Consider the following 21,840-nt stretch of genomic DNA (forward strand, 5'->3'; position numbering starts at 1 on the left):
AATCAAAGGGGATAATAATCTATATAGTGTGTTTCTGCCAGTTTTACTCGTTGGCCTAGCTACGCAGTTCAATATTTTTCGATATATTAAGAGGCTATGAAAAAAAGTGTCCCGCCTGAACTCGAATCCTCTCAGCAAACATTGTAAAATTCGTATCTTAACTAAAGAATACGACTCTATTTAAATTAATATTGAATACTGATAGATTCTTCACCAAAGCTTTCACGTAGCGCCTTCAACAAATCATCTTCAGGCTTTACCTTCCAACTATCACCCAAACTCAAATAAACTTGTGTCCTTAGTTCAGGATGATAATAAGCAATACGAGTAGGGCAAAAACCCGGACAAAAATTGCTCATTATTTTTTGCAAATCCTCAAGTAGCGCAGGCTTAATGATAGGTTTAGAAAGCTTAATCAGTAAGTTTTTTGCATAGCTTTCACGTGCTTCACTGATATCTAAAATTTTTTTCCCTAATATCCGCGTATTACCAGTGTATTCATCACGTTGAATTTCTCCTTCAATGATTAATAGTTTATCCTTATTCAACTTTTCACGATATTTAGCATAGGTATCACTAAATAAGGTCACTTCTAAACGTCCACTGGCATCCTCCAAATTAAGAACAGCCATACGATCACCGCGTTTGGTCCATAAAGAACGAATGGTCAGTACCCAACCGGCAATGGTAATTTGATGACCTGCTTTGGCAGTTAACTCACTTAAAGATAGAGTGATAAAATGGGATAATTCTTTAGCATAACCTTCTAAAGGATGGCCACTTAAATAAAAACCTAAGACTTCCTTTTCAGCTTGTAATCGCTGTAATTTTGGCCAATCCTCTTGATTCACCATTTGACTTGCATGAGAGACCATATCAAGCCCAAAAAAATCCTTCTGACCTGAAACTTTTGCCCATGATTTCTGATCTGCCGCTTGTAAAGCGGCTTCTATATTAGCTAAAAGACTGGCTCGATTTACACCAAAACTATCTAAGCTACCTGAAAAAATTAAGGCTTCTAAACTTCTACGATTTAGTTTGTGTAAATCAACGCGGTGACATAAATCAAATAAATCACTAAACGCCTGTTGTTGACGTTGTTCTATGAGCATTTCTATTGCACCTTCACCTAAACCTTTAATTGCACCTAAACCATACCGAATCGAACCATTAGAATCATCTACGGTAAATTTATAGTCACTATGATTGATATTCGGTGGCAATATATTCAATTTCATTAAGCGACATTCTTCCAGAAAAGTGACTACTTTTTCGGTATGGTCCATATCGGATGATAATACAGCGGCCATAAACTCCGCGGGATAATGCGCTTTTAACCAAGCTGTCTGATAAGAAACTAAAGCATAGGCTGCCGAATGTGATTTATTGAATCCATAATCTGCAAATTTTTCCATTAAATCAAAGATTTGGTTTGCTAAATAAGAATCTATGCCTTTCTGTTCTGCACCTTTTATAAAAATAGTTCTTTGTTGCGCCATCTCTTCCGATTTCTTTTTTCCCATGGCTCGACGCAATAAATCCGCAGCCCCTAAGGTATAACCTGCTAGCACTTGTGCAATTTGCATCACTTGTTCTTGATACAAAATAATTCCATAAGTTGAACTTAATATCGGTTCTAAAAAAGGATGATCATATTGAACTTGGGCACGTCCATGTTTACGATTAATAAAATCATCCACCATTCCAGACTGTAAAGGTCCTGGACGAAATAAAGCGACTAAAGCAATAATCTCATCAAAACTATCTGGACGTAATCGTTTAACGAGATCGCGCATCCCTCGCGATTCTAATTGAAATACAGCGGTAGTTTTACAAGCCTTTAATAAGGCAAAAGTGCTGACATCATCGATAGGAATGGCTGTGATATCAAGTAAAGACTCTCCTGATAATTTTTTCGCATTAATCGCCTGTACTGCCCAATCTATGATGGTCAAAGTTCGTAGACCTAGAAAATCAAATTTTACCAAACCCACTTTTTCAATATCATCTTTGTCAAATTGAGTAATACAATGCATTCCTCCTGGCTCACAGTAAAGTGGTGTAAAATCTGTCAATCTAGAAGGAGCAATCACTACTCCGCCGGCATGTTTACCTACGTTACGCACCAATCCTTCTAATTTTTTTGCTAAATCAATTAATACTTTTATTTCGTCTTCATTTTCATAGCGATGTTTTAGTTCATCTTCTTGATCCAATGCTTTTTCGAGAGTAATACCCAGCTCAAAAGGAATTAATTTGGCAATTTTATCCACCATACCATAGGGATAGCCCAAAACCCGCCCTACATCTCTAACGACTGCACGGGCGGCCATACTTCCATACGTTATAATCTGTGAAACTGCATCACGCCCATAACGCTCCGTTACATAGTCAATAACCCTATCACGCCCCTCCATGCAGAAATCAATATCAAAATCTGGCATAGAGATACGCTCAGGGTTTAAAAAACGTTCGAAAAGCAAATCATACTGCAGAGGATCTAACCCCGTAATTTGCAGCACATAAGCTACTAAAGAACCCGCTCCAGAACCTCTACCCGGACCAACGGGAATTTGATTTTTTTTTGCCCAACGAATAAAGTCAGCCACAATGAGAAAGTAACTTGCAAAACCCATTGAATTGATCACTTTGAGCTCGGATTGTAGTCTTTCAAAATAAATGTTTTCTAATTCATTGGAATTAACAAGCTGTTGCTGCGCCACATTGGTTTCAGTTAGCGTAGATAACTTAGATTCTTTATTCTCAAGCTGAGATAAACGCAAAAAAGATTTAGAACGCTTCTCTAAATAGTGTATCAAGCCTTGTTGTGCTTCTTGTATTAAGAACTTTTCTGCGCTCATTCCTTCTGGAATAGGGAAATTAGGTAAGAAAGATGAATTGAGTTCAATTTCTAGATTACACCGTTTGGCTATTTCAACTGAATTGGTCAATGCTGATGGAATATCCGCAAATAATTCAACCATTTCTTCGATAGACCGAAGATATTGCTGATCGGTATAAATCGTAGGTCGCTTAGGGTCATTTAAGGTATAGCCATTATTAACACAAACCCTGGCTTCATGCGCTTCAAAATCTTCAGCTGCAATAAAACATACTTCATTAGTAGCAACTACTGGAACATTGAACTCTGTTGCTAACTCTATAGCCAATCCGATATATTCTTCCTCTAAAGGGCGACCTAAACGTTGCAACTGTAAATAAAAACGATTGGGAAATAACGTTAGCCAAAACTGTAAATATTCTGCTGCTAATGGCTTGTTTTTTTTCATTAAGCAGGAAGCAATATCACCTTCTCTCGCTCCAGATAAGGCAATTAAGCCAGCAGAATAATTTTCAAACCAACTTTTTTTGAGAACAGGTTGACCTTCCTGTTGATTCTCTAAATAAGCACGTGAAATTAATTGAATTAAGTTTCGATAACCCTGTTGATTTTGACAAAGTAAAATTAATTGGAATCCTCGATCGGAATTCAGGTCATTTTTTACACAACATTCAACCCCGATTATGGGTTTAATACCTTTTTTAATCGCCGTCTGGTAAAATTTAATCGTTGCAAATAAATTGGATAAGTCCGTTATTGCAATAGCAGGCATAGATAGCTCATCGGCTTTAGCTACAAGCTTATCTATACGAATCAAGCCATCAATCAAAGAATATTCTGTATGAAGATGCAGATGGATAAAAGATGGCATATACTCTTCGCACTTGAATTTTTGTCTGTGTTGCTGCTTAGTCCGCAATCTTCATGTCGATTATAAACACGAAAGTTGTTTCATTTCGCGGCCCTTACAAAAAACTTTTTGCTGTGACAAAAGAACCGCAACCACTTTGTATTTTGCCATAGTTAATTTGAAAAGAAAGCTTATTAAGAAATATATTGGGGAATTGCAAGAAAAAAGTTATTTTTTCTTTTTAGAGGCTAATTCTTATGCGTCGAGTGCTTGATAGGTTTCCTTTAAGCTAATAACTAGATAAGCATAGAGTGTATCTAACTGTTGGGACTGGCCAGTTAAATAGCAACGTAGAAAATTTTTACATAGATGATTTAATCTGATTGCCCCTGCATAGCATGCCCCGCCTTTTATTTTATGCACTATGTTTTCGATAGTTTCCCAATTCTTTAATTGATAGATCTTTTCAAGTTCTTGGATATGATCCGGAATAGATTGTTTAAACATCTCTATAATTTCATTGAACAGATCAACATTGCCGCTCAGATTTTTAAGACTAATGCTCTTATCATAGATAGGGTATGAATTAATAATGTCGAGTAAATTAGCCTTCTCTATGATTAAATTATTTTCTTCTACATTATACTCATGTTTAATTGGTTTTGACTGTTTGGGCATAGGATTAAATTCAATGACATTAATTTTTTTATCTTGGAAATACTTATCTAATTTTTTTATTTTTTCTTTAGTCAAGGGTTTTAACCATACTTCATTGATACCTGCCGCTAAACATTCTTCCTTAAATTTACCTTCTCCATGAGCCGTTAAGGTAACAATTGGGGTCATCGGTTTTTGATTAATACGTTCCCAATAACGGTATAAAACAGCAATTTCACTACCACTAAGACCAGGCAAGCCCAAATCAGCAATAATTAAATCAAACGTATGGTTTTTTGCAAAAGCTAATGCTTCTTGCATAGTCGATACCACCGTTAGGTTATATCCCGCTTGAGTAAGCAGTTCTTGAGAAAATTTAATTGTTAAAAGATCATCTTCTATCAATAAAATATTTTTTTTTATTACTTTTTTTTTGGTTTGTGCTTGCGCTGCTATATTTTTTTTTGTTTCGGCTAATTTATACGTTTCTAAAAAGACAAAAGGCTCAGAATTCTTATTTTTAAATTTTAAAAGCTTATTTTTTTTCGCTAAATTCATAAATAAGGTAAAAGAGAAGCTCGTTCCCACACCCACTTCACTTTTTACTTGTATCTCGCCACCTAACAGGTTAATGAATTTTTTTACAATATAAAGACCAACGCCATAACCCGTTTGATCTGTTTTTTCAAAACTAGGTGTTATTCGAAAAAAAGGATCAAATACGGACGTCAATTTATTAGTGGGAATGCCTATACCTGTATCACTGATAGTAAACTCAATATATACCCCATCTGATTGCTGTGGTAATAATACTAATTCTTTGATAGTTACAACCACTTTCCCTTGTTCGGTAAATTTAATCGCGTTAGTCGCTAAATTGAGTAAAATACGTTCCAATTTATTTTGATCACTCGCTATATTTCCTTTAGTAGAAACATCCAAATTTATCTGCAAGGTGAGTCCTTTAGTTTTTACTGATGGCAATAATAGATTTTGCAAAGATACTGCTAAAGCTTGTAAAGAAAAACTCTCGATCTTAAGCTGAGCTTCGTTAACGTTTTCTAGAGAAGCAACATCAAGTACATTGCTAAGTAAACTTAATAACTGCTTACTGGCTTTGTACATCAAACGTAAATCATCTTTATTTTCCAATATTGTTAAACGTTGCTGAAGTAATTGCGATAAACCGATGATTCCTGTTAAAGGAGTGCGAATATCGTGGCTCATATTAGCAAGAAACTCAGTTTTAGCTTGATTGGCCGCATCGGCTAATAATTTTGATTTTTGCAATTTTTTCTGTGTATTTTTAAGCTCTGTGATATCAATCGAGACTCCTAGGACTCCTATTGTTTTATCAAATTTTCCTTTTAACGGTGATTTTTGAGTCAAAAAAACATGCATCCTATCATCGGATAATCTAGCCCTTTCTTCAAAACTTACCATTTGATTATTTTGCATTACAAAACGATCGTTTTCTTGTATCCTTTCTGCTTGATCTTTCCAAGGAAAATCAAAGTCTGTCTTACCGATAACAGCTCTCGTATTAGTAAATCCAGTTAATTCGCTATGTAGTTTACTCCCACCCAAAATAACGCTATTGATATCTTTCCAATAGATACTTGCAGGTACATTTTCAATGATATTATTTAAATAAACAGTTAATTTTTCATTTTCCTCCCATAAATATTGATTAAAATCATTTAATCTTGGATAAGTTTCACTGAAGATAGTAATCGATCCTTTTTTTGACATAACCGAAGTACATTGAATTAACGTAGGCTCCTCCTGATCATTAATTAATTTGTAGTAAACAGCAGAAAAACTCTTATCTTTATTTTTAATACTTTTATTAAGTAAATCATTCACTATCCTTAGATAATCACTCAAAAAAAAACCAGATACTGGTTTACCTATTACTTCTGATAAAGAATTTATTTTTAATGATGCCAGAAAATGTTGATTACCTCCTCTAAAAAACTTTTTTTTACTATCTAACCAGTAAACCGAAAAAGGTAATACATCTAAGATAAGTTGAAAATTCATTATTATGTTCCAAAAAGTTTAGAAAGCATATTGTTTTAATTGCTAAGGCTAAGAGGTTTCGTGGCACTATTTATTAGGTTAACATCCCGTTTGCTAATTGAAAAGAAAGGTAAACTTCTGATATTAGCGTTATAAGTTGATCGAGAGATTTTTTCAACAAACTCCACAATCTGCATAGCTAATGTAGCTAATCCGGCTCTCTCCTCAAGCAGATTAAAATGATTACCTTCAACCGGCTTTACTTCAAATTTTTCACCGACAAAATCTTTTAAAAAATTAGATTCGGTTTCTTTTTCCATATCCCTAAACTTATCCAAATCCGTTGCTTTGAATAACCTTATAGGAGTTAAAGAGAGTTTATCGGGTCTAAATTTAAAACCAATATCTTGATAATATTCACATTGCTTTATCATAGGTTGAATTAAATTTTCTACATTCTTAACTTTAGGATTAGCACTTACATTTTTTATGACCTCATTACAATATTCTAAAACAGGCACCAACAAAGCAGTTTGAAGTTTTTTGCTCGCACACGATACAACCCAGGTATCTAGCAAAATAACACCCAAACAATTTTGATTAAGCTTTTCTAATTGAGATGCCATTGCTAAAGCAATCATTCCTCCGAAAGAATAACCCGCTATAATAAAAGGTCCTTTAATTTTTTCACCAATGTATTTAAGATAATTTTTTGCCATTTCCGGAATACTTAAGTTTTTAACCTGCCGATCAAGTATGACCGGGTCTTCTATACCATAACAATAATTAGGCAATTGAGTTTTCCTCAAAGCATCTATCAATTTGTTGAAACAAAATAAACCACCCCCTGCAGGGTGTATAAAAATAATAGGGGGAAGTTTTTCATCGCTTCCTTTATATAAAAGGGATAGCAAATCATTTTCTGAATAGTCAGCACGCTCTAAAGCATGAGATAACGATCGTATACTAGAATTTTGTCGTAACATATTAAAAGAAATTTTTTTACCGAAAACTTCTTCAATTTTAGCTAATAACTGAATAGCTTCTATAGAATTCCCTCCTATATCAAAAAAATCACTATCCAAAGTTGGAGAAAAAGGTAATATCATCTTAAATATCGATAATAATTTTTTCTGAATTTTCTTTGATTTTTCCGACATATTTTCTTTATCGCTATCACTTTCTTCGTTCATAGTTAAAGGCAACTGAGATAAAGCCCTTCTATCTAGTTTTCCATTGGCTGTCAGTTGAAATTTCTTTATTTTTTCATAATAAACTGGAATCATTGCTGGTGATAATTTAGTGTTTAAAAACTGAAGTAACTCCTGTTTCTTTGGGTTTATATTTCCTTCATTTTTTGTATAGAAAACAACTAAAACTTTATTTTTATCGTTTATTTTCTTATATATTATTTCAGCCTGTTTTATAGCAGGATGTTTTTCAAGGGCATCTTTAATTTCAGCCATGGATACTAAATTGCCTCGGATTTTTATCTGTTCATCATTTATCCTACCTAAAAATAATATATTATTATTTTTAAACTGAACTTTATCTCCTGACATATACAGAGTAACAAACTTTTCTCCCTCCAAGAATGCATCATTGATTGAGTTTTTAGGATAAGGCAAATTACATTTTTTTTGTAAGGTTTCATTATTATGATAGGCTCCCAAACCTTCTCCTAAAATACCCAACTGACCTATTGCGCCCAATGGTGCTAACCCATTAAACCTATTCAAAATTAAGATTTGCGTACCAGCAATAGTTGGATTGCCGATAGGCACCGTAGAAAATTCGCTTAAATTTTCTCTATTTACCATATAAGTTAATGCGAAAATACCTGTTTCTGTAGGGCCATAACCGTTCATAAATTGCAAATTTGGATTGAAGCACAAAACTTGCTCAACTGCTTTTTTATCCACAACATCCCCACCACTCATTAAATATTTTACCTTTTTGAATATTTCAGGGGATTTAAGAGCATAGAGATTAAATAACCCGGCTGTTAACCATATTACATTAATATTTTTATCTGATAATTCTTTTGTAAATAGCTTTTCACTAAGCAAAAGATTTTTATCAATGATAACCAAGCTAGCGCCATTTAAAAATGCCAGTAAGAATTCAAGTTGTGCCGCATCAAAGACCTGATTCGCTGTTTGAGCAATATTATCACCCGGCTCTACCATATAACACAGTGTTTTTATCACACGAAATAAAGCTTTTTGGGATAGTATTACTCCTTTTGGAGTGCCGGTAGATCCCGATGTATACAGTATACAGGCATTATCTTCCATCGTAGTGGTCAGTGCAGGTGAGCTATGAAGTAAACTATGCTCTGAAGTACGCTCATTAATATTAATACAAATTAAATTATCTATTTGAACATTTTTTTTAAATAAATCTTCAGTAATATCCAAGATGAAAAAAACAATTCCTGCATTTGCAATAATTGATTTTAGGCGATCATAGGGATCGTGTTTAGAAAGGGGAATAAAAACAGCGCCTATTTTTAATACCGCTAACTCTGCGATAAAAAATAAGTGATTGGCTTCTAAGAAAATCCCTACAAAACTACCTTGCTTTACTCCTTTTGTATTTAAAACATGCTTCAAGTGTGTCGATTGATTATCAACTTCACGATAACTAAGCCTAATTTCATTATAATAAAGTGCATTATTCTCAGAATATTTTTCAACAATTTGCTGAAATTTGCTTACTAGATTATCATTTTTAGCAAAATCAAGTTTCGGGCCTCTGCCCAATCTAATTAATTGGCTTCGTTCTTCATCACAAACCACCGATATTTCTTGCAATCTTTGATTAGGATCATTACAAACGCTCCTAATTGTATGTATAAAATTCTTAGCAAAACCTTCTATAAAAGATAGACTAAACAAGTCATTAGCATATTCAATGACAAAATTTAATTCCTGCTGATTTTCCTGAGCAAAAAGCGTGAAATGACCAAAGCGGCATGTCTTTCTCATATCAAAAATTATGGGTTGCTTAGGTAATTCTAATTCTGCCATTTCTCCATTCAGTTTTAACTCCGGAATAGAATAACTTTGATAAATAAATGCGGGACTTAATAAGATATCTTTAATCCCTTGCTTTAATAAAATTTCCTGTATTTTACCAAAAGGAATGTCTTGAAATTCTTGACTCACTAAGAATTTTTTATTGTTCTTTTTAAGATACTTATCAAAAAATAGGTTTTCTTCTAAATCAAATTGCTGAATTACTAGATTGATAAAAAAACCAACCATTTTATCGAAAGAGGGGTGTTCGCCTCTCCCGTTCGTCGCTGTTATCAATGTAATATTTTTTCGATAAGTATAAGAAGCAATTAAGAGGCTAAACAAAGCATTAACCACACTAAAACACGTAACACCCGTTGATTGAGCTAAATTTTTTAAGGCTAATAAATCTTCGAGCGTTAAAGAAAATGTATATCGTTCAGCTGCTTGTTCAGTCGCTGGTTTGAATGTCGATAAAGATTGATCAGTGGGTAATGTGGTTACTGTTTCTATTTTTGATAAAGTATTTTTCCAAAAGGTTAATGCTCTCGCTTGATAAGTTTCATCTTCAAATTTTTTCTGCTGATGGTAAATAAATTCTATATATTGAGGGGGATAATCCGTTAACTTGAAAGAATTAGAAATTATACTATCCCGATATATTTTGGATAAAGTATCTAGAGAATTTTTAAGCGAAACGGCATCAAAAATCGCGTGATGCACATGAATAAAAATATGATAATTTTTAGTCGCTTCAAAAATAACAAAACGTATCAGTGGATCTTTACTCTCCATACTCCAAGGTTGACTAATTTCAAGCTGTATAACTTCTTCTAAGGAGATCTCCAATTTTAGCTTTTTAATGTGGAAGCTTAAATGTCTCGCTTCAGGTGGTAAAATTGATTGTGTTAATCTACCCTCTCGATAAGAAAAAGAGGCCCCAAATATATCGTACATCTCTATGAGTTTCTGGCAAGCTCTTTCTAATCGTTGAATATCTAAATTTTTTTTATTTATTTTATAACACGCTGTCATATGACAATTGGCGCTATTATCAGTTGATTCTTGCTGTTCAGCGAACCAAATTCTTTGCTGTTGAAAAGAAACAGGTAAAATCCGATTATAAAAATTATCATTTTGTTCTATTACTTCAAGGGATATTTTTTGTTCTTCGATATATTCAATTAAGCTAAAAGCAGTTGTTTTTTCACATAACAATATCGGAATAGTAATATTTATCCCTTCATTTTTAAACAAATAGTAACGTAATTCTGTAGCCTTAAGCGAATCCAAACCACGCGCAACTAAAGATTTATCTTGTCCTGCTTTACCTAAATAATGATTGCATATTTGTATTACTTTATTCTCTAAATTCTCTAATTTAGATAAAAAAAGCATTTCCGTGTTGTTATCTATATAAAAGTCATTTAACAGCAAAAAAGTTGTCATTTCTTTTAATTCTAATAAATAATTTTCACTGACTTCGTTGCTATTGAAGGTAATTTTTTTATTCTGTTGTTCTTTTTCTAATCCTGGAGAGAGATTTAAGGATGCATGAATCAAAGAATCTATATCTAATTCTATTACCTTGAGAGTAGGCAATGTTAAAGTAAACTCTTCATGTAATTCGAGTGAATTAAAATCCAAACAAATATTTAATTTTTTAAATAAAAATTTAAGACTATTATGTATCCAAGTATAATTCTCTACTTTATTACATAAATATCTGAAAATTGGATCTTTATTGGTTTGCTCGCTTAAAATATTTAAAAAACTACTAACTGGCTTATTTTTTTCAGATTTTTTAAAATTAAGCTTGATACTGTTTAAACCCCTTTCTTGAGAAAATTGAGCTATGTACTTCAACATCTCATATTCCATCCCTCTACGAAAGACTCTGCAGCTAACAAAAAAACTATTAATAGTTAAACTATTTCGGTCTAAACTACTTATTGCTATAGCCGTAATATCTTCAGTTGTAGAGAATTTATCCTTGATACTGCCAATAAAAATTTCTCTTTCATCATTTTTTACTATCGAGTTTATTTCATTAATTTCTTTGGCTTTAGATTCAGGGAATAAATTAAATTGATTCGTTCTCCCAGATAATTCATTCACTCTTACAATGACCTTCTTATCATCTTCAGTGTCAATAGAATTAATTTTATTAATAATGATAGTTTGACCTAGCTCCGGAGATCTTAAAAATTCCACAGGATCGCAAAATCTTGTCGCTAACGCTGCTTTAATTTCAGTTTGTTTATAGAGGTCAGTTCGCTTTTTGTCTGTTTCAGTTATTTCGGCATGCTCATCTATATCAAAAGCCCAATGATTTTTATATTCTTCCAAATTTCGCGGCATAGTAATACAGAGAACACCTGGAATTTGGCTTACGTCGTAAATTTCTGTGGGATTATCATCGATAAAACGAAAAGCATCGGGAAAAAGATTTAAATCTACTGCAAGCTCTTTAATATTTTTAGATTTAAGTTCCTCATTTATTTTATATGCGGTAATATGATCTATTTTTAAAAACATGTCTGCTTGGCGTTGTTTAAAAACATCTAAAACCGTTTTTTCTTTAGCATTTCTACTGCACAAACAAATAATGATTCCTTTTTCTTGTTGTTTAACTAAATATTTCTGTAATAAAATATTATACTCTTCAAATACTATATTTTTTTTAGCATCATCATCGTCAACTGCAGCCCCTGTCCATAAAGTATTATCACAATCAACCACAATAACTTTACAAGGTTTTTGTTTAATTGCATGTAATTTTCTTGCCAATAAGCAGGCTATAGCTCTATAAAATTTAGGATTATAAGGTGTGTGTGTGTCATCTCCCGTAGGGTTATCAAATTTAATTATTCCATATTTTTCTTCAACATCAACTATGGTCAATGTATGAATTTTATTTTTATTTAATTTTTCTAAGAATAATTTTTCTATACTTTCTAATTGTGAGTTGGGTTGACTTGGACATAAAAAAACTATGAAAGGGGAACCTTTCTCGTGCTTGAGTTTAGTAATTTGCGCTAGAATAATATCTAAATGCTCTGTTAGTTTAGTCTCGTCGATAAACGATTCTGCTTCTATAAAATCAAATAATCTCAATAAAATAGCATAGGATTTTTCTAGATTTGAATTTAAACTTAAAAGATCTCCCATTAAATTTTTATTACTATATTTTATAGTTACAGACTCAGAAGTAAATTTTTCAAGTAAAGTTTGAAGAGGAGATTGAAGAGAATCCGAATTAAATGTAGAAAGAATTAACATTTTTTATTCCATTTTTGTTGTAAGAATTCACACAAGGTAAATTATATTACCATTTTAAACATATGAAAAGTATTTTAAAATAAAAGTTTTTCAGAAATTGAATTTAGAATAATTATTAAATTTTATTATTTAATTTAAATTTTTGATGTTTATATTTAGAATGGATAATAATTTTTTAATTAAAAAATAGTTGGGAAAGAAAATATTTAAGTAACCAATTAGCTAATCTAGTTTATTACTTTAGAGACATTAGAGGCGTCAACCATACTGACCAATTCTCGAATAACCACTGAAAACATCATTAATTTCAATTCACCTGTGCTACGTAAGTCAGCTAAGAATTGCTCCCAGCGCTTAATAAAACCTTGATTGTCTGTCTCCCATTGTTCCAAGCAGATTTCATTATTAACCTGTTTATCAATAACACAGTGTAAAATAACAACCGTCAAATGCCGTTGTTGTGTATCGAGATCATTCAATAAGATCACTCTCGCTAAATTATCCCATAAAGTTTCAATTGTTATCTTCATAATCTGGGATCGCAACCAAGTAAATCCAAATCTTTCACCCACCATGAAATACAGCCCCGCTACATCTTGCAAGGCCAAATTATTTTTCTGCGCCGCATCAATAATGTCTAACAAGGCATATTCATGATCCACATTAGCAATACGCTTAGCTATATCTTCCGATATACCAGCTTCGATAAATCCCTGGATATTTCTTTCCCAGTACTCTCGTTCTTCTCCAACAAGTAAATTGGGTAAATTTTTACTCAGTGTAACTATCGATTGCCTAAATCGATCGACCATCCCTAAAATATCGGTTAATTGATCTTTATAATTATAGATAAACCATCGTGTTGCACGTCTTATTAAGCGATTAAACTGACGCATAATTGCGTAACGAGTGGCCGGTGTAACATCATCACTTAGATTTTCTGCTAACCCAAGCAACTCAGAGAAACCGAACACATGGTGTGCAACAGCATATGCGCGTGCAATAGAGGCAATATCTGCACCAATTTCTGTTTTTAAACGAAAAACAAAGGTAATGCCCATATCATTTACCATGGCATTACTAATCTTGGTTGCGATAATTTCGCGACGTAAACTATGTTGCTGCATAAATTTAGAAAAACGACCGCGCAAGAGTTTTGGAAATGCAGACTCCAAAACACGTTTTAAATAATCTTCTTCTAAAGAATGCATTTCCAGTAATTCCGCTTTTACCCACATTTTGGTATAGGCAAGTAATACTGCAATTTCGGGACTCGTTAATCCTTTACCCAATGCTTTCCTTTCCAATAAAGCCTTCTCATCGGGTAGAAATTCTAAAGAACGATCTAATTTACCGTGCCGCTCTAATTCTTGGATATAACGGCGATGAAATTCTAATTCTTGCTGGGCATGCATCGCCGCTAAACTAATGGTACGTGTTTGACAATAGTTATCGTAAAGAACGAGTTTAGCAATCTCATCGGTCATTTCTGCTAATAACGAATTACGCTGATCAAAAGTCATTTCACCCGCAGCCACCACTGCGTTCAACAAAATCTTACAATTAACCTCATGATCCGAACAATCTACACCCGCCGAATTATCAATAAAGTCGGTATAAATTAATCCGCCATTCAAAGCATACTCAACACGACCTAATTGTGTTAAACCCAGATTACCTCCTTCCGCAACAATACGACAGCGTAATTCTTTGGCATCAATACGTAAATTATCGTTAGTTCTATCACCGACATCTGCATTTCTTTCACTGGATGCCTTAACGTAAGTACCAATACCTCCATTCCATAATAAATCTACATTGGCTTTTAATATGGTACGAATTAATCCGTCTGGTGCAATAGAATCTTGATTGATATCTAATAGTTTCTTAATTTCACTAGACAATACAATAGATTTCTGGGAGCGTAGAAAAACCCCACCACCTTTAGAAATTAAACTGGCGCTATAATCTTTCCAAGTAGAGCGCGGTAAATTAAATAAACGTTTTCGCTCTTGAAAACTTTTTTCCGAATCTGGATTAGGATCGATAAATATATGTATGTGATTAAATGCTGCGACAAGCTTAATATGATGAGAGAGCAGCATCCCATTACCAAAAACATCACCTGACATATCACCAATGCCCACAACGGTAAAATCATCTTTATCAGGATTTAAACCTAATGCTCTACAATGCCTTCTAACAGACTCCCATGCCCCTCGAGCGGTAATCCCCATTTTTTTATGGTCATAACCAACGCTACCACCCGAAGCAAATGCATCTCCTAACCAAAAGTTATATTCCGCCGCGATGGCATTAGCAATATCTGAAAAACTTGCCGTGCCTTTATCCGCAGCAACGACTAAATAAGGATCTTCTTCATCGTATCGCACCACATCTTTAGGATGTATGACAACATTATTTTGTAAATTATCGGTTAAATCCAATAAACCTCGCATAAAAGTTTGATAACAGCGTATTACTTCGTTCATCACTGCTTCACGATCCGTATTTTCTGGTAATTGTTTACAAACAAAGCCCCCTTTGGCACCTGCAGGAACTATCACTGCATTTTTTACCTGCTGAGCTTTCATTAAACCTAATATTTCTGTACGAAAATCTTCTCTTCGATCCGACCAACGAATGCCGCCACGGGCCACCTTCGCAGCCCTTAAATGAACCGCCTCAACACGAGGAGAATACACAAAAATTTCATACATTGGTCTTGGCAATGGTAAATCCATAATTTGACTAGGATTTAACTTAAGTGCTAGCCAAGGTTTAGGTTTATTTTGATGATCGGTTTGATAATAATTAGTTCGCAAAGTAGCCCGAACGACTTCAAATAAGTTTCGCAAAATGCGATCTTCATCTAGGCTAACGACTGCATCCAATGCGGACTGTAAACTTTTTTCTAGACTAGCCGTTACACTTCCGGATTCATCTTGTCGACTCGGATCAAAATAATATTTAAATAATTTAATTAAAATTTTAGCAATACCTGCATTTCGCGATACCACCGTCTCAACATAAGCTTGACTAAATGGCACACCGATTTGACGAAGATATTTCGTATAAGCTCTTAATATAGAAACTTCACGCCAAGTTAATTGGCCAGCCAATATTAAGCGATTAAAGCCATCATTTTCGACTTCGCCAGACCATATCTTGCTAAACGCTTCTTGAAAAATTTCTTTTACCTGTGAAACATCTACGTCGTCAATATGGACGGGTTTTACACCGAAATCATTAATCCAAATACGATGCCCATCCGGTAAGGTAATTTCTTGTGGCCATTCGTCCATAACGCATAGCCCCATATTTTCTAGCACTGGCAAGGCATCAGACAAAATGATGGGCTTGCCTGCCTGAAATAATTTAAATCTTAACGGAACACCCTTTTCATTCGTCGATGGATAAAAATTCATTTCCAAAGGATGTTCTGAAGAGATTCTTTCTAATTGTTCAATATCATGTACGGCTATATTTGCGGAAAATGTATCTCGATATCCGCTAGGAAAAGCATACATATATTTTTGCAATAGGCGCGCGCCTTCTTGTTCACCGTAATATTCAATCAAAGCTTGGCGCAATTCTTCTTTCCAAGAACGGGCAACTTCAGTCAGTTGCGCCTCAATTTTTTTAACATCATAGATTAAATCTTTCTTGGGATCAGTTCGAATTAAAAAATGGATACGTGCTAGATTAGAATCTCCAAATAATGTCGAAAAGCCAATTTCAATACCCGAGAATTCACGCACCAAGATTTTTTCCATCTGGCGTTGTAGTTCAGTATTTAATTGCTCTTTCGGCAAATAAACTAAACAAGAAATAAAGCGCCGATAATTATCTTGTCTAACGAATAGATGGACTGTTCTTTGCTCTTGGATATGTAAAATACCTAAAGCGAGTTGGGTTAACTCTTTGACTGAAGCTTGGAATAAGTCGTCTCGCGGTAAACTAGAGAGAATATCTAATAACGCTTTTCCAGAGTGGCCTTTTAAAGGTAGATTTGAATTTTGTAAAATTAATTGTATCTTACGTCGTATTAATGGGATGCTGCGTGGATCGCTATGATAAACTGTTGAAGTATAAAGGCCAATAAAACGCCTTTCTCCAATTAATTCTCCCTGCTCATTAAAACGTTTAACGCCAATATAATCCGCATAAACGGAACGATGCACTCTGGATTTACTATTAGTTTTAGAAATAACAAGTACTTGGGGGGAGAAAGCTAAACGACGTGCCTCAGGCGGTAATTCAGTTAAAGGTTTCTCCTCTTTGCTTCTGGTTTCATCTCTTAAAACACCTAAACCTGATTTTTTGACCATGCGCAGTGTCTTATGATCTTTACTCAAATCATAATCGCGACTGCCTAAAAAAGTAAAATGATCATTCAACAACCAAGCCAAAAAATCTTTAGACTCCGCAACATCTTCTGGATCATAAGGAGGGGAATTTTGTCCTAGTTCTTTCAAGCAACTTTGCATTCTCGATCGCATTTCTGGCCAGTCGTTTACAACTAAACTAACCTGTTCTAATACCTTTTCCAGTTTTTTAGCTAGTTTATTCAGAGTTTCAGTATTCGCCTCTTTATCAATTTCTAAGTAAATTAAGGCTTCAGTTTGTTTGTCTGCTATTGCGTCATAAGGTAAAACCTCTATTACTTTTCCCTGTTTATCACGGCGTAATTTTATATTACCGAAATGAATATTGAAAAAAATATTAAACCCTTGCCGATTGATCTCCATTCGAGTGGAATCGACTAAGAAAGGCTTATCTTCAGCAACAATTTGAACAATACTATACTTGCTTTCCCAACCCTCTTTTTCAAGACTAGGATTATAAATATGAATCTTTGCTTCGCCAGGCAAACGTCGATAAACCAGACTCCAATGGGCAGCAAGCGCTGCTCCTAAATTTTCTGCGGAGCGGCTTTTTAATGTTTCTAAATCAGTATGAGTATAATATTGCTTGGCAAAAGCAGTAAATAACTTAGATTGTTCTTTTGGAATTTTTTGTAGCGCAAATCTTAAAATCTTATCTATGATCGATTTATAAACACGGTTAGTAAGGTTGTTCATATTGAGCTATAAAGATTGAGTGATAACAAATTCCCCATACAAGTTGGCAAGCTATCCTAAATTCCTACACTCCTGTTTATAACCAATAGACACATTATGAGGGGTCAAGTAAACTAGCTCATTGTAATACGCTCCTTGCAAAAAACCAATGAAAACAATCTAATTTTTATGTCAGCTATTAATAGCGATTCAGCAGAAATCAGAAAATTTACACTTATGGCTGAGCAATGGTGGGATGCTGAAGGCCTATGCAAACCCTTACATGCCATCAACCCCCTACGCTTAGAGTTTATACACGCACAACACGCTTTACAAGGTCAAAAAATAATCGATATCGGTTGTGGCGGAGGAATATTGTCCGAAGCAATGGCTAAACTAGGCGCTCAAGTCACCGGTATTGATAAAAGTAATGACCTTATAACCGTTGCAAAAAAGCATGCTATCGAAAATCAGCTCTCGATAAAATATTTCCTTACTGATGCAGAATCATTCGCTAAAACTCATAGCCAGTCCTTTGATGTCGTATGCTGCATGGAACTATTGGAACATGTTCCTGACCCTTGCTCGCTCATACAGGCCTGTAGCAACCTGGCTAAGCCAGGCGCTAGTATTTTTTTTTCTACTATAAACCGTAATCCACGTGCCTATTTATTCGCAATTATCGGTGCGGAGTATTTATTAAAACTCTTACCTCGAGGAACACATGATTATAGAAAATTTATCCGCCCCTCTGAGTTAGCCACGGCAGCACGGCAAGCTAATTTGATCCTGCAAAAATTCCAAGGCATCGACTACAATCCCCTAAGCCAACATTATGCCTTAGGAAAAGATATCCAAGTCAATTATCTTGCTGCCTTTAGGAAACGGTCTTAAGTCATGCCATATTCAACATTAAAACATGCAAAAATAAATGGAATACTTTTTGACCTCGACGGAACCTTACTAGATACTGCGGCTGACTTAGCGGCTGCTCTCAATCAAATTTTAAAATCACAACACGTAAAACCTTTATCCATAGACGAAGTTCGACCTGCTATATCTTCCGGAGTAGCGGGTTTATTAAATCTAGGATTACGGGTCACAGTAAAAGATCCCACTTTTCCTGTTTTGCGCACCCAATTTCTTGATTATTACCACCAACATATTTGCGTGCATACTCATTTATTTCCAGGCGTAGAAAATTTAATTAATTACTTGCAAGAAGAAAAATGGCCATGGGGCATCGTTACTAATAAATCTGCTCTTTTAACTAAGCATTTAATAAAGAAGTTTCCACTACTTAGTAAAGCTAAATGTATTATTGCCGGAGATACGCTTCAATATAGTAAACCTCATCCTCAGCCTTTATTACATGCCTGCAAATGCATTGCTTGCCTTCCGGAAAACTGTGTCTATGTGGGTGATGCTAAGCGTGATATTGAAGCCGCTAATGCTGCCGGCATGTATAGCTTTATCGCACTTTATGGATATATCAGCGATAAAGAAAATATCAATAGTTGGAATGCAAGCGCAAGTATCGCTTCTCCTCTTGATATTATTAACTATCTAAAACAAACCCAATCAACTATTTAATCCTATTTTTTGATTATATATTATTAAGATTTAAAAGGACTTTCTAATGACAAAGGCGAAGGAGATAATTGAATCCGCTTAACCTCTGGAGAAAAACTTTCACCCAAAACACTGCTCTTTCTCTTTTTTGCTGCACTTAAAACAGGAAAAAAACGCATGAAAGGAAATTCTTTTTCCATTGTTTTTTCATCTAACAACACTTTTAAATGTTTATGAAAATCTTGTTTAGATTTGATTTGCACGCGATCTAACATACAATTATAAATCTCGATGGGTTTGATATCAAAACTTTCTGGCATCTCATTCATTAAAACAAAAAGCGCTGTACTAAAAAACCATTTTATATGCTTAATTTGAACTAAAGGGAGGGTTGAAATTTTTTTAAATTTCTCCAATTCTTTAAAATGATAATCGAAAAGCCCTTTTTCATTATCTTCATCTTCACTAATTTCATCAGATTTTTTATTTTCTTTTTCTGGTTCTGTTAAATTTTCATTATGCTTTTTTTTAGTTTTTTGATCTAAAATAGCTTCTTCATCCTCCTTCTTTAACTCTTCCAAATCTTGCTCTAGTTTAAACAGTAACTCGCTAAATCGATCCTTTGAAACCATAGTTTCTTCATCGGAGCGACCTAATTCTTCGGTGATATTTGTACCATTCGTCATAATTTTTTAAACGTTTTGAAGTAAAAATGAGGCTGTTAATTTTATCATTAAAACTTTGAAAAACGCAGAGGGCTATTTAGGGCTATTTAAAGATGGAAAAGCTATATTAATATAAAAAATCCAATTAAGAATTTTTTGCTATACTTAAACTCCTGATTGTACCGAGTATAGAGATGACTACTAATTTGCTAGAACCTACCTTACGTGTAAAAACCAGACCTAATGATGCCAATAAAACCGGCGATATTTTTGGAGGATGGTTGATGTCACAAATCGATATTGCTGGAGCTATTGCCGCTGCACAGCGTGCGAAGGGAGCCGTTGTTACCGTTGCTGTCAAGGAATTAAAATTCTTACAGCCTTTGTTTATCTATGATATTGCCAGTTTTTATACCAAAGTTTCTGCCGTAGGGAAAACTTCAGTCACCATTGAGGTGGAAGTCTATGCAGAACGTTACCAAGAGGGTGTGAGTTCATCAAAAAAAATTAAGGTTTCAGAAGCAAGTCTAGTGTATGTAGCCGTATCAAAACCCGGAGAAAAACGTTTAATTCCCGTGAAATAAATAAGGAAACATCTAAGCGCCACTGCCTACAGTTATTTCTGCATTAGGTAGCGTTATATTTAATTCTAATATTGAACAGTTTCCCGTTCGTTCCAGTTCAACTTTTACTTGATCTTGATCGATATCAACATACTTAGCAATAACTTCAATCAATTCCTGTTGTAATTTTGGTAAAAAGTCGGAGTTATTCTCTGTTCTACGCTCATGAGAAACAATAATTTGCAAACGCTCTTTAGCAAGCGTCGCCGTATTTTTAGGCTTATTTCTAAAAATATAATTTAACAAGCTCATGTTGCTATCTCCTCACGACCAAAGAGACGACGTAACAAACCTTTCTTCTCTAGTTTAGTAAATTTAAAAGGTATTTCTTCACCTAATAAACGAGAAACAGCATCTGCATAAGCTTGATGTGCATCGCTTTCTCCATTCAACGTCACTGGAACACCTGCATTAGAAGCGCGTAATACTGCTTGCGACTCTGGAATAACACTCAATAAAGGGATAGATAATATATCCAATACATCATCCACACTGAGCATATCACCTCTTTCTACTCGTGTTAATGAATATCGTGTTAGCAGTAAATGTTGTTTAACCGGATCAAGACCTAGTTCAGCTCGTCGAGATTTACTATCTAAGATTCCTAACATTCTATCAGAATCTCTGACCGAGGAAATTTCCGGGTTACTGACAACTATAGCGGTATCAGCAAAATACATTGCTAATGTTGCGCCACGTTCTATTCCGGCGGGTGAATCACAAAGAATATAATCAAAATCTTTTTTGAGTTCTTCTAAAATTTTTTCCACGCCTTCTTTGGTCAAGGCATCTTTGTCACGGGTTTGTGAAGCAGGTAGAATATAAAGATTCTCAAGTCTTTTATCTTTAATTAAGGCTTGTTTAATATTTGCTTCACCGCGAATCACGTTAACAAAATCAAAAACAACCCGCCTCTCGCAGCCCATAATCAGATCGAGATTACGCAAACCAATATCAAAATCAATAACGACTGTTTTAAATCCACGAAATGCAAGGCCTGCCGCCATTGCAGCACTACTTGTCGTTTTACCGACACCACCCTTTCCCGATGTAATAACAATAATTTCAGCCAAGGGTTGCTCCTATTATCAATTTAAAGAATGTTGTCACGATCATTTTCAGCTAAGATTATTTTTTAGATTCGGTTATTGGCATTGCTTAGTAAGTGGTCATCCCTATATATTGATGAACGCACTGTTAAAACACCTATATAGGCTAATATTACTGGATTTCCATAAGAAGTG

Annotated in this window: 10 protein-coding genes; 3 read left to right on the forward strand and 7 right to left on the reverse strand. The window is 34.4% G+C overall.

Features of this window, described 5'->3' with window-relative positions:
- Positions 1-185: 185 nt before the first annotated feature.
- The 4 genes from dnaE to A1D18_RS04550 all read right to left on the reverse strand — a co-directional run bounded on the left by dnaE (position 186) and on the right by A1D18_RS04550 (position 17,757).
- Entirely contained in the window at positions 186-3,713 is a 3,528-nt protein-coding gene (gene dnaE / locus A1D18_RS04535; RefSeq protein ID WP_071662624.1) for a DNA polymerase III subunit alpha, read from the reverse strand.
- A 234-nt stretch (positions 3,714-3,947) separates the two neighbouring features.
- Positions 3,948-6,392, reverse strand: a complete 2,445-nt coding sequence (locus A1D18_RS04540; protein WP_071662625.1) for an ATP-binding protein — start codon at positions 6,390-6,392, stop codon at positions 3,948-3,950.
- A gap of 35 nt (positions 6,393-6,427) precedes the next feature.
- On the reverse strand, positions 6,428-12,673 hold the full coding sequence (locus A1D18_RS04545; RefSeq protein ID WP_071662626.1) for an HAD-IIIC family phosphatase: 6,246 nt from the start codon (positions 12,671-12,673) through the stop codon (positions 6,428-6,430).
- 227 nt (positions 12,674-12,900) lie between these two features.
- Entirely contained in the window at positions 12,901-17,757 is a 4,857-nt protein-coding gene (locus tag A1D18_RS04550; RefSeq protein ID WP_071662627.1) for an NAD-glutamate dehydrogenase, read from the reverse strand.
- 168 nt (positions 17,758-17,925) lie between these two features.
- On the opposite strand from A1D18_RS04550, the gene ubiG reads away from it, so the two are divergent.
- The gene (gene ubiG, locus A1D18_RS04555; protein WP_071663009.1) at positions 17,926-18,630 is read left to right on the forward strand and encodes a bifunctional 2-polyprenyl-6-hydroxyphenol methylase/3-demethylubiquinol 3-O-methyltransferase UbiG; all 705 of its coding nucleotides are present in this window, start codon (positions 17,926-17,928) and stop codon (positions 18,628-18,630) included.
- A gap of 3 nt (positions 18,631-18,633) precedes the next feature.
- Positions 18,634-19,329 carry an HAD-IA family hydrolase gene (locus tag A1D18_RS04560; protein ID WP_071662628.1) on the forward strand — a complete coding sequence of 232 codons (696 nt, stop codon included), beginning with the start codon at positions 18,634-18,636 and terminating at the stop codon, positions 19,327-19,329.
- A gap of 23 nt (positions 19,330-19,352) precedes the next feature.
- Here the strand turns inward: A1D18_RS04560 and A1D18_RS04565 are convergent, their stop codons facing one another.
- Complete coding sequence (locus A1D18_RS04565) at positions 19,353-19,994, reverse strand: hypothetical protein (RefSeq protein WP_071662629.1); 642 nt, start codon at positions 19,992-19,994, stop codon at positions 19,353-19,355.
- Between the two features lie 173 nt (positions 19,995-20,167).
- Here A1D18_RS04565 and A1D18_RS04570 point away from each other — a divergent pair, with 173 nt between their 5' ends.
- Positions 20,168-20,557: an acyl-CoA thioesterase gene (locus tag A1D18_RS04570; RefSeq protein WP_071662630.1), complete on the forward strand. Its 390-nt coding sequence runs from the start codon at positions 20,168-20,170 to the stop codon at positions 20,555-20,557.
- A 12-nt stretch (positions 20,558-20,569) separates the two neighbouring features.
- On the opposite strand, the gene minE is transcribed toward A1D18_RS04570, so the two are convergent.
- Together minE and minD are read right to left on the reverse strand one after the other, a co-directional pair.
- Positions 20,570-20,848 (reverse strand): cell division topological specificity factor MinE, encoded by a 279-nt coding sequence (gene minE / locus A1D18_RS04575; RefSeq protein ID WP_071662631.1) that lies wholly within the window; start codon positions 20,846-20,848, stop codon positions 20,570-20,572.
- Positions 20,845-21,669: a septum site-determining protein MinD gene (minD, locus tag A1D18_RS04580; protein WP_071662632.1), complete on the reverse strand. Its 825-nt coding sequence runs from the start codon at positions 21,667-21,669 to the stop codon at positions 20,845-20,847. Before minD ends, minE begins: the two co-directional genes overlap by 4 nt.
- Positions 21,670-21,840 lie beyond the last annotated feature (171 nt).

It is taken from the genome of Candidatus Rickettsiella isopodorum (assembly GCF_001881495.1).
Lineage (GTDB): Bacteria > Pseudomonadota > Gammaproteobacteria > Diplorickettsiales > Diplorickettsiaceae > Aquirickettsiella > Aquirickettsiella isopodorum.

What these genes read in the sequence shown, in the direction of transcription:
- A1D18_RS04540 (WP_071662625.1), bottom strand. Translation starts at nt 6,392, where the DNA reads ATGAATTTTCAACTTATCTTAGATGTATTACCTTTTTCGGTTTACTGG.
- dnaE (WP_071662624.1), bottom strand. Translation starts at nt 3,713, where the DNA reads ATGCCATCTTTTATCCATCTGCATCTTCATACAGAATATTCTTTGATT.
- A1D18_RS04565 (WP_071662629.1), bottom strand. Translation starts at nt 19,994, where the DNA reads ATGACGAATGGTACAAATATCACCGAAGAATTAGGTCGCTCCGATGAA.
- ubiG (WP_071663009.1), top strand. Translation starts at nt 17,926, where the DNA reads ATGTCAGCTATTAATAGCGATTCAGCAGAAATCAGAAAATTTACACTT.
- A1D18_RS04550 (WP_071662627.1), bottom strand. Translation starts at nt 17,757, where the DNA reads ATGAACAACCTTACTAACCGTGTTTATAAATCGATCATAGATAAGATT.
- A1D18_RS04560 (WP_071662628.1), top strand. Translation starts at nt 18,634, where the DNA reads ATGCCATATTCAACATTAAAACATGCAAAAATAAATGGAATACTTTTT.
- A1D18_RS04570 (WP_071662630.1), top strand. Translation starts at nt 20,168, where the DNA reads ATGACTACTAATTTGCTAGAACCTACCTTACGTGTAAAAACCAGACCT.
- A1D18_RS04545 (WP_071662626.1), bottom strand. Translation starts at nt 12,673, where the DNA reads ATGTTAATTCTTTCTACATTTAATTCGGATTCTCTTCAATCTCCTCTT.
- minE (WP_071662631.1), bottom strand. Translation starts at nt 20,848, where the DNA reads ATGAGCTTGTTAAATTATATTTTTAGAAATAAGCCTAAAAATACGGCG.